8 protein-coding genes and 1 pseudogene are annotated in these 7,429 nt (G+C 71.7%); 7 read left to right on the top strand and 2 right to left on the bottom strand.

The features are described from left to right. Positions 1 to 484: 484 nt before the first annotated feature. The gene (locus tag AC061S_RS43990; RefSeq protein WP_478691501.1) at positions 485 to 1,198 is read right to left on the bottom strand and encodes a YoaK family protein; all 714 of its coding nucleotides are present in this window, start codon (positions 1,196 to 1,198) and stop codon (positions 485 to 487) included. A 265-nt stretch (positions 1,199 to 1,463) separates the two neighbouring features. On the opposite strand from AC061S_RS43990, the gene AC061S_RS43985 reads away from it, so the two are divergent. The 5 genes from AC061S_RS43985 (at position 1,464) to AC061S_RS43965 (ending at position 5,306) form a co-directional block, all read left to right on the top strand. After that, on the top strand, positions 1,464 to 1,898 hold the full coding sequence (locus tag AC061S_RS43985; RefSeq protein ID WP_478691500.1) for a VOC family protein: 435 nt from the start codon (positions 1,464 to 1,466) through the stop codon (positions 1,896 to 1,898). A gap of 48 nt (positions 1,899 to 1,946) precedes the next feature. Continuing rightward, positions 1,947 to 2,651 carry a Rossmann-fold NAD(P)-binding domain-containing protein gene (locus tag AC061S_RS43980; protein WP_478691499.1) on the top strand — a complete coding sequence of 235 codons (705 nt, stop codon included), beginning with the start codon at positions 1,947 to 1,949 and terminating at the stop codon, positions 2,649 to 2,651. A gap of 71 nt (positions 2,652 to 2,722) precedes the next feature. Further along, positions 2,723 to 3,931, top strand: coding sequence for an RNA ligase (locus AC061S_RS43975; protein WP_478691498.1), 1,209 nt, complete (start codon positions 2,723 to 2,725; stop codon positions 3,929 to 3,931). Positions 3,932 to 3,935: 4 nt separating this feature from the next. Next, positions 3,936 to 4,904 (top strand): phosphatase domain-containing protein, encoded by a 969-nt coding sequence (locus AC061S_RS43970; RefSeq protein WP_478691497.1) that lies wholly within the window; start codon positions 3,936 to 3,938, stop codon positions 4,902 to 4,904. A gap of 36 nt (positions 4,905 to 4,940) precedes the next feature. Continuing rightward, the gene (locus AC061S_RS43965) at positions 4,941 to 5,306 is read left to right on the top strand and encodes a PIN domain-containing protein (protein WP_478691496.1); all 366 of its coding nucleotides are present in this window, start codon (positions 4,941 to 4,943) and stop codon (positions 5,304 to 5,306) included. Between the two features lie 57 nt (positions 5,307 to 5,363). Here the strand turns inward: AC061S_RS43965 and AC061S_RS43960 are convergent, their stop codons facing one another. Further along, positions 5,364 to 5,864 (bottom strand): hypothetical protein, encoded by a 501-nt coding sequence (locus AC061S_RS43960; RefSeq protein WP_478691495.1) that lies wholly within the window; start codon positions 5,862 to 5,864, stop codon positions 5,364 to 5,366. A gap of 235 nt (positions 5,865 to 6,099) precedes the next feature. Here AC061S_RS43960 and AC061S_RS43955 point away from each other — a divergent pair, with 235 nt between their 5' ends. Together AC061S_RS43955 and AC061S_RS43950 are read left to right on the top strand one after the other, a co-directional pair. Then, entirely contained in the window at positions 6,100 to 6,474 is a 375-nt protein-coding gene (locus AC061S_RS43955; protein WP_243332358.1) for a YbjQ family protein, read from the top strand. A 141-nt stretch (positions 6,475 to 6,615) separates the two neighbouring features. Then, positions 6,616 to 7,314 (top strand): annotated as a pseudogene (locus AC061S_RS43950) (RNA-guided endonuclease InsQ/TnpB family protein); the annotation flags it as partial. Between the last annotated feature and the right edge of the window lie 115 nt (positions 7,315 to 7,429).

Here is a 7,429-nt window from a genome sequence, read left to right as displayed (position 1 = left end):
CGCGCGGCCCTCTCGGCGTCGGTCAAACCGCCGCCCTGCGCGTACCTCACAGCATCAGGGCTACCGGAACGACCCGGACGCTGTCAGGCGAACAGCCCCGACATCACCCAATCAAGTTCAGTAGCGCCGGGGGATGGCGGGGGAGAGGGATGGGGGATTGGAATACCGAGACCGGAACGCCATCGTGGAAAGGCCGCCGCCGAAAGGACGGAGTCGAAAGGCCAGAGTCCAAAGGCCGGAGGTGAAGTGCCGCCGCCGAAAGGCCGCCTACGGAGGCGTCTCGGTATCGACGGCCGCGTATCGACGTCTGCGCATCGACGGCCGCGTGTCACCGCCTGCGCATCGCCCGACGGGAATTGTCCCCGCGCGCGGCCGGGAAGGGCGTACGGGCCCGGCGGGTGGCTGGGACATGCGCGCTGTGCACCCCGCTCGCCGGGCCCGGCGTAACGCGCCGGCCGACGCGCACCCGCGGCGGGCCCTGCTCCTACGACTGCCGTCCGGTGCCGTCCCATCGCGGGGAGAGCGCTACGCAGGCCAGCAGGACCACGGCCAAGGCCAGTGCCCACAGCGTCCCATGACGGAGCGTCAGCCAACCACCGGTGAGGGCTCCGAGCAGCAGGGCCGCGACCGTCACGAGGCGGCGCAGCGGCCCCGGCCCCCACGAATCGGCCGCCAGCCCGGTCAGGGCCCTGGTGACGACGGTGGTGGTCAGATCGGGGACGGCGAGCCGGTGCACGACGGCGTTCTGCAGACCCATGCCGAGGGCGAGCAGGGCGATGACCCCCGGCGGCCCGGCGCCGAGCGCGGTCAGGGTGAGCGCCCCGCCCACCAGGACGGTCTGCGCCGCCACCAGCGGCGCGAACATCCGGGCCGCCTCGGTGGTCCGCCGCAGCCGGCCGGCTGCCGCCGCCCCGGCCAGGAAGGCGCCGACGGCCAGCAGGGAATCCGGGGCGGACAGCGAGCGGTCCCCGGCGATCGCGAAGCCGAGGAAGACCACGTTGCCCGTCATGTTGGCCACGAAGACGTGGCCGAGGCCCAGGTAGCTCACCGCGTCGACCACGCCGCTGACGAAGGTGAGGACGATCAGCAGCGGCGGCAGCACCCCGTGGGGAGACTCCGCGCCCGCCCCGTCCGGCGGGAACAGCCGCGCGGCCAGCGGGCGCAGGATCCCGCGCCGCCGGGGTGGGGTGGAGGCCATGGGGTACCTCTGGTCATCGCGCGGGCAGGTCCGCGACGGGCGGGAGCGGAGGGGCTCGCGCACCCGGGAACGGGGTGGAGCGGAAGGGGGCTTCGCCCTCGGACATGCTAGCGACGCCGGGCGCACGCGCGGAGGAGCGACCCGCAGGGGGTCCGACGGCCGGCCTTCGAACCGGGGCCCCCGGCGCGGAAGTTCCCCCCTCGCGCCGCGACCCGACGGCGCTTCCTGCCGCGGATCCAGGGAGCCCCGCGGGTAGGGTCGCCGCATGGCCTACACGTTTCAGATCACCGTGGACTCCGCCACACCGCACGCCCTCGCCGACTGGTGGGCCGAGGCCCTCGGATGGGAAGTCGAGTCCGGCGACGAGGAGTTCATCCGCGAAATGATCGCCGCCGGGAGGGCGACCGAGGAGGACACCACCACGCACCGGGGCGTCCTCGTCTGGAAGGCGGGCCAGGGGATCCGCCACCCCGAGGGCCTCGAACGGGCCCCCCGCATCCTCTTCCAGTTCATCGAGGAGCCCAAGACCGTCAAGAACCGCGTCCACCTCGACGTCCGCACCGGCGAGGACGACCCACGGGCCCTGGTGGAGCGGCTCCTCGCCAAGGGGGCCCGGCACCTGCACGAAGGCAGCCAGGGCCCCTCCACCTGGACCACCCTCGCAGACCCCGAGGGCAACGAGCTGTGCGTCTCCCATTGAGCCGGGCCTGACCGGCAAAATCCGAAAGAGACGGCCTAGGGTGGACCCGTGAACGTCATCCTCTTCGGCGCGACCGGCATGATCGGCCGGGGCGTGCTGCGCGAGTGCCTGCGCGACGAGTCCGTCGAAAGCGTCCTCGCCATCGGCCGCACCCCCCTCGCCGTCAGCCACCCCAAGCTGCGCGAGCTCGTCCGGGCCGATCCGACCGACCTGTCGGAGTCCGGCCTGGACCTGGCCTCGTACGACGCGTGCTTCTTCTGCCTCGGCATCTCCTCCTTCCGCATGAAGGAGGAGGAGTACCGGCGGATCACCTACGATCTGACGCTCGCCGCCGCCCGCCCCCTCGCCGCCGCCAACCCGCGGCTGACCTTCGCCTACGTATCCGGCGAGGGCACCGACAGCACCGAGAGCGGCCGCTCCATGTGGGCCCGGGTCAAGGGGAAGACCGAGAACGACCTGCTGAAGCTGCCCTTCGAGGCGTACATGTTCCGGCCGGGGATCGTGCAGCAGGACCGCGGCATTCAGTCCAAGACCCCGCTCTACCGCGCCGGGTACGCCGTCACCGCACCGCTCTTCCCGGTCCTGCGGCGCTTCGCACCGCACCTCGTGACCACCACCGGGGCCCTGGGCCGCGCCATGATCGCCGTTGCCGCGGCCGGGCCCGGCGACGCGGGCACCCAGCGGATCCTGCGGCCCCGGGACATCAACCGGGTGGGCGGCGCGGGCCCGAAAGGGACGTTGGACCCGCGCTGACGAGCCGATATTCGGTTTCGGCCAGGGCCTCCCGCACCCGAGAATGAGGCATCTCGAACCGGGAGGACCCCATGAGCCAGGACCGCCTGACTCTGCACGACCTGATGCCCGCGCAGGCGCTGACCGAGGCCATCGACGCCGGATACGTGGCCCGCAAGGCCCACCCCGAGCTGCCGCTGTCCCTCTACACCTACACCCGGACCGCCCAGTACGAGCAGGTCTGGAACCAGGTCACCACGCGCTGCCGCGGACTCGTCGCCGACGACGTCACCGGCGCGGTCGTCGCGCTGCCGCTGCCCAAGTTCTTCAACGTCGGCGAGCACGCGTCGGGCCGGCCGTACGCACCGGCCCTGCCGGACGAGCCGTTCGAGGTGTACGACAAGGTCGACGGCAGTCTTGGGGTCCTCTTCCACTACGCCGGGAAGTGGCGGGCCGCGTCCAGGGGTTCCTTCACCAGCGCCCAGGCCGTCTGGGCGCAGCGCCGCCTCGACGGACGGGACACCTCCGGGCTGGTCCCCGGCACCACCTACCTCGCGGAGATCCTGTACCCGCAGAACCGTATCGTCGTGGACTACGGGGACCGCCGCGACCTGGTCCTGCTCGCCGCGTACGGAACGGACGCCACCGAGGTGCCGCTCGCCGAAGCCGCCGTCCACTGGCAGGGCATCGGCTCCGTGGTCACCGTATGGCCCGCCATGCCCCTCGGAGAACTGCTCGCGCTGACCGGCTCCAGCACCCTGCCCGGCGGGGCCGCCGCGACCGGTACCGACGCCGAGGGCTTCGTCCTGCGCTTCGCCTCGGGTGTCCGGGCCAAGGCCAAGATCGCCGAGTACGTACGCCTCCACAAGGTGCTCACCGGCGTGACCGAGCGGGACATCTGGCGCGGGCACGGCATCCAGCGGTTCGCGGGCCTGCCCCTCAAGCAGCTCGCCCAGGGCCTGAACTGCAGCGTCGCCGACATCGAGGCCTCGGGCGGCAAGCCGCTCGACGCACTGCTGGAACAGGTGCCCGACGAGTTCGACCACTGGGTGCGCTCGGTGATCGAACGCCTGGAGGCCGAGGCCGCGCTCCGCGAGCGCGCCATCGACGAGGCGTACGCCTCGCTGGCCCACCTGGCCGCCGACCGGGGCGCGTTCGCGCGCGCCGCCAAGGGGATCCGCGACAGCGGGATCCGCGGCGCGCTGTTCCAGCGCCTCGACGGCAGGACGACCGAGCTCGTCACCTGGCGGCAGGTGCGGCCCGAGACGTCCGACCCCTTCACGAACGACGAGGAGAACTGAACCCGTGTCCGAAGCACCCGAAACCGAGACCCCCGCGTCCCCGGCCGCGCCCCCCGCGCTTCCGGTGGTCCACGTCATGACGGGTCTGCCGGCCTCCGGGAAGACCACCGCCGCGCGCGCCCTCCAGGCGGAGTCCGGCGGCCGGATGCGCCGCGTCAACCTCGACGACCTGCGGGCCATGCTCGACGTGCCGGACCCGGAGCGCGGGCGCTCGTACAAGCACGAGCAGACCGTGCTGGACATCCAGGACGCGGCCGTCAGCGCGGCCGTCGAGGGCGGTTTCGACGTGGTCGTCGACAACACCCACCTGACCTCGTACATCCCCAAGCGGCTCAAGGCGGCCGTAGCGGGACGGGCCACCTTCGTCGTGCACGACTACACCGGCGTGCCCGTGGAGGAGTGCCTGCGACGGGACGCCGCCCGCGAGCGCCAGGTCGGCGAGGAGATCATCCGGATACTCGCGGACAAGCACGCGAAGGCCAAGAAGGGCGGCTGGCGGCTCACCGCGGACTGGCTCAACGACCAGCCGGACGTGTCCCCGTACGTCCCCGACCCGGCGCTGCCCACGGCGGTGATGTGCGATATCGACGGCACGCTCGCGATGACCGGGGACCGCAATCCGTACGACTTCTCGCGCTGCGGCCTGGACACGCTGAACACGCCGGTGCGCGACGCGCTGGACTCCTTCCGGCGGGCCGACGGCGACGCCATCGTGCTGCTGTCCGGGCGCGGGGAGGAGCACCGGGAGCCGACCGAGGCCTGGCTGCGGGAGCACGAAGTCCCGTACGACGAGCTGTGGATGCGGGCGGCGGGCGACACGCGCCGCGACGACATCGTGAAGGCGGAGCTGTTCAACGCGCACGTACGCGACCGGTACGCGGTCCGGGTCTCCCTGGACGACCGCGACCGCGTGGTGGCCATCTGGCGCCGGATGGGCTTGCCCACCTGGCAGGTGAACTACGGCGACTTCTAGGACGGAGACCGCCCGCCGGCTCGCCATACTGGGGCGGTGGACGAGCCGAACGTACTGATCGTGGACGGTGCCAACGTCGTCGGGTCCGTGCCCGACGGCTGGTGGCGGGACCGGCGCGGCGCTGCCGAGCGGCTGCGCGACCGGCTGGCGCTGCGCGACGAGGGCGAGGAGATCGTCCTCGTCGTCGAAGGAGCGGCCCGGGGCGTCGCGTCGGTGCCGGGCGTACGGGTGGACGAGGCGCCGGGCAGCGGCGACGACCGGATCGTGGAGCTGGCGGCCGCCTGCGCGGAGCGCGGCGGCTGCGTCGTGGTCACGGCGGACCGGGAACTGCGGACACGGGTACGGGCGTACGGTGCGCGGTGCGTGGGACCGCGGACCGTACGCCCGGAGATGCGGCCGTAGGTCTCGCCGCGGGGCGGGGCGGGGTGGCGTGTACCGGCCCACCCCGCGGGACGGCGCCTAGGAGCGGCAGTAGCGGACCTCGTTGAAGTTCTTGACGTAGCGTGCCGAGACCCAGCGGTCGCCGCGGTCCTTGGCGGCCTTCGCCGACTTCGGGGTCATCGCGTTCTTGCGGTCCTCGTCCATGGAGTCCTGCTCGTCGCGCCCGTCCCGCTCCTCCAGCAGGTACCAGATGTTGTTCCCGTCGACCCGTTCGCCGCGCGTCTTGCACTCGATGGCGAGCTTCTCGTGCGGGTGCACCCGGCCCACCTTGTGGGAGTGGGTGGTCGGCCTGCTGCGGACGGTCAGCGGGCCGCGCGAGATGACGACGCCGCGGGCGTGCTTGCGGTTGCCGTACTCGTCGTCCCGGCCGTAGTCGTCTTCCTCGTCGTCGACGGGGGTCGTCAGGACCGGGCCGCGGGGCGCCGAGTGATCGGCCGCGACGGCCGTGCCCGCCCCGCCCAGACCGAGCACCAGGCTTCCGGCTGTGAGGGCGAGGATGGTCCTGGTGGGCTTCAGCATGAGCCGGCTCCTCCGAGAAGACGTCCGCCCGGCCGCGAACGCGGCACGGGGCGGCAACCAGGCGGTTGCCAGGGACGACTATGGCGACGGAGGGCCGGGTGGTCCGGCTGACGCACCGTGACTTAGCCCGATATGCGCAATATACGAGGCCGGCCGGGGTGCCGTCCGGCTGCTCCGGAGCTGCGGCTCCGTCCTCCGGATGCGGGCACCGCGCGGCGCCGCCAGAGTGGATGCCATGGGTATCGAGGATTACGGCGGCGGCCCCGGCGCGCAGCAGACCGGTGTCATGGTGGTGACGACGAACGACGTTCCCGGCTACCGGGTCGAGCAGGTCATCGGAGAGGTCTTCGGCCTCACCGTGCGCTCCCGCCATCTGGGCAGCCAGATCGGCGCGGGCCTGAAATCGATGATCGGCGGCGAGCTGAAGGGTCTCACCAAGACCCTGGTGGAGACCCGCAACCAGGCCATGGAACGCCTCATCGAACAGGCGAAGGCGCGCGGCGCGAACGCCGTGCTGATGATGCGCTTCGACGTGACCGACGCCGCCGACGTCGGCACCGAGGTGTGCGCGTACGGGACGGCCGTCATCCTGGTGCCGGCGAGCACGTAACCCCGTCCCTCTCTGACGACGGAGCCCTCACCCCTACTGGCGGGCGATTCGCCTTCTGCCTGGTCGGTCACTCGTTCGGGTGGGGTGTCCGCGTTCCGGGCCGTGTGGTGTGCTGCGGTTCTACGTTGGTGTGGTGACGGCATCGGGGGCGGCGGCAGTGGAGGGGACCGGCCCACATGCGGTCCGGCGCAGCTCGACCGGATGCTGACCGAGGCCCGCAACCGCACTCCCTGGCTGCGGGAGGGGGCGAGTGTTCCGCAGCAGCAGTTGATCCGGGACTTCGGGAAGTCGCGGGCGAAGGCGCAGAAGGACATCAAGGACCGGGTGCCGGTGCGCGGGCGGGCTGGGATGCCCGGGTGGAAGAGGAAGCGCGACGCCGATCCGAGCCTCAACTACACGAAGCGCGGGTTCCGGCTGAAGGATGGTCGTCTGCATCTGGCGGGTGGGATCGTGCTGACGGTTGTGTGGTCACGGGATCTTCCCTCTGACCCGTCGTCCGTGCGGGTCTACCGGGACACTGTCGGCCACTGGTACTGCTCGTTCGTCGTACCCACAGAGAATGAACCACTGCCCTCTACCGGTGCGGTCATCGGTATCGACTGGGGTGTGACGGCGACTGCTACGACGACCAGCGACTCCCATGACCTCCCGCACCCGGAGCACGGCAAGAAGGCCGCGGTGAGGCTGGCCCGGTATCAGCGGATGATGGCGCGCCGCCGCTGTCCGCAGGGCAAAAAGCAGTCCAACGGGTATCGGGAGGCGCGACGGCAGGCGGCGAAGCTGCACAAGAAGGTCACCCGGCAGCGGCAGGACACTGGCCGCAAGTGGGCTAAGAACGTCCGCCAGTAGGTGCCCGACTGGGCGGCAGTAGTAGGGCAGGCACGGTTCGCCCGATCATGGAGTTCTCTACGCTTCATGATCACCGGGGGATCCGTGCCTGCCGTCCCATCATGCA

Source organism: Streptomyces sp. CA189 (assembly GCF_056428985.1).
Note: the sequence above shows the minus strand (reverse complement) of the source record. Positions and strands in the feature narration are given on the sequence as shown.

What these genes read in the sequence shown, in the direction of transcription:
- AC061S_RS43960 (WP_478691495.1), bottom strand. Translation starts at nt 5,864, where the DNA reads ATGCTGAAGCCCACCAGGACCATCCTCGCCCTCACAGCCGGAAGCCTG.
- AC061S_RS43955 (WP_243332358.1), top strand. Translation starts at nt 6,100, where the DNA reads ATGGGTATCGAGGATTACGGCGGCGGCCCCGGCGCGCAGCAGACCGGT.
- AC061S_RS43975 (WP_478691498.1), top strand. Translation starts at nt 2,723, where the DNA reads ATGAGCCAGGACCGCCTGACTCTGCACGACCTGATGCCCGCGCAGGCG.
- AC061S_RS43990 (WP_478691501.1), bottom strand. Translation starts at nt 1,198, where the DNA reads ATGGCCTCCACCCCACCCCGGCGGCGCGGGATCCTGCGCCCGCTGGCC.
- AC061S_RS43985 (WP_478691500.1), top strand. Translation starts at nt 1,464, where the DNA reads ATGGCCTACACGTTTCAGATCACCGTGGACTCCGCCACACCGCACGCC.